The organism is Moorena sp. SIO4A1 (genome assembly GCF_010672065.1).
GTDB lineage: Bacteria > Cyanobacteriota > Cyanobacteriia > Cyanobacteriales > Coleofasciculaceae > Moorena.
On sequence record NZ_JAAHHX010000745.1, the window covers coordinates 1 to 1,411 of the forward strand.

Genomic DNA, 1,411 nt, shown 5'->3' on the forward strand with positions numbered 1-1,411 from the left:
TTATTGCTCTTAGCATTACCCTCATTTTCAATTTCAAGGTAGTCCTATAGCCAATTACAACTAACGTTTAGCTAGTGTTATTAATCTATAGTCCAGACCATGACGTTATTGTCAGAATCAGCCGCAGCAATCATTTTATTTCTAGGACTAAAACTGACATCAGATATAGGTCTAGACCTTGATTCTCCTTGAAAGGGGTTAAATACGTGCAACATTTCACCATTTAAACTCCATAGTTTCACTTTCCCATCCGCCCCTCCTGAAGCTAAGGTTTTACCATCAGAGCTAAATTTTACTGCATGGAGTCCCTTTTTACCAGCTTTAATATATCGTTCGAATAATTTACATTTACCATTTGATCCCCAAAGCCCAATTATGAGCTCTCCGCCAGTATTTAAGCGAGAATTAGCTAAGGCAATTAGCTTGCCTTTAGGACTAAAACTGACATTTGTCACTGAACTACTATGGTGATTTTTTTCGCATATTACTTTACCATCACTATTCCATAGTATCACTTTTCCAGCAGTATCTGCCGAGGCAATGATATTACCATCAGGACTAAAACTTACACTATTTACTCTAGCACGATGTTTTTTAAAAGTTAAGGGTGGCTTATTTCTTTTATTTAAATTCCAAAGTTTTACTGTGTGATCAGCACTAGCTGAGGCTATCACGTCACCTTTGGGGCTAAAGCTGACATCTGAAACCAGATTTTTATGATGGTTGAGTGTATCAATTTTTTTCCCATGTGGCTCCCAGAGTTTTATTGTAGTGTCTTTACTAGCTGAGGCAATCATTTTACCGTCCCCTCTGAAGCTTAATGCCATAACTTTATCCCCATGAGCTGGAATTTTTTTATAGGGTATATACGTCATTCCCTTTCTTTGCCAGAGGTATAAATTTCCATATTTACCTCCTGAAGCCAAGATTTTACCATCCGGACTGAAACTGACTTCCCTTCCCTGGAGCATGATCGGAGAAATCACCGGATTTATTTCCCAAATTCTAATCGTTCCATCTTTACCTCCCGAGGCAATTAACTTGCCGCTTTTACTGAAACTAATTGTTGAAACATCCCCCTTATGACCTTGGATAGTTGTTATGTTTTTCACTTCTTTATCATCAAGCTGCCAAAGTTTTACTGTTCCATCTTGGCTAGCCGATGCGAATATTTTTTTATTAACTGGATTGACCTTGATATCATAAATACTTTTATCGTGAGCTTTACTGAAAGTTTTTAGTTTTTTATTTGGCCAATACCAGAGTTCTATGATTCCGGATTTACTTCCTAAAATCACTGTTTCCGTGTCCACAAAACGGACAATATCAATCTCTCTATCTAATGGAATCGTTACGCTATCTTTACAGGAGTTTATTTGAGAAATGTTTAGACTACCATCCTCACTGAGAA

The 1,411-nt window shown here is 37.3% G+C and carries 1 protein-coding gene; it reads right to left on the bottom strand.

Features of this window, described 5'->3' with window-relative positions; translation table 11 throughout:
* Positions 1–80 precede the first annotated feature (80 nt).
* Positions 81–1,411: WD40 repeat domain-containing protein (locus F6K53_RS42555; protein WP_293086588.1), on the bottom strand; the 1,331-nt coding region annotated here is incomplete at its 5' end.